This window comes from Citrobacter sp. wls613 (assembly GCF_005281195.1).
Lineage (GTDB): Bacteria > Pseudomonadota > Gammaproteobacteria > Enterobacterales > Enterobacteriaceae > Citrobacter > Citrobacter gillenii.
In genome coordinates this window covers 18891-19134 of sequence record NZ_SZXN01000030.1, presented here as the reverse complement: position 1 = coordinate 19134, position 244 = coordinate 18891, and the positions used below count along the sequence as shown (strand labels likewise).

Here is a 244-nt window from a genome sequence, read left to right as displayed (position 1 = left end):
CCTGCTGTTTGACATTATCGGAGCCACTTGGTGAATGGCTCCTGTAATGCCGCTATTTGCCGACGCAATTCTGCGTAGGCTACCCTGCTTTCGCTTCCATCAGCGTGACCATATCGGGATCCATCTGGCTGACGATCCGATCACGCGCGCAGTTGAGCAGTTTCTTGCGGCCACCGACGCCCCACTTGTTCATTGCCCGGGCGCAGGCACTGACCTCTTTGGTCTCATTTGCGATCAGTAAGTC

1 pseudogene is annotated in these 244 nt (G+C 55.7%); it reads right to left on the bottom strand.

Features of this window, described 5'->3' with window-relative positions:
* Positions 1 to 79: 79 nt before the first annotated feature.
* A pseudogene (locus FDX01_RS23375) lies at positions 80 to 244 on the bottom strand (KilA-N domain-containing protein); the annotation flags it as partial.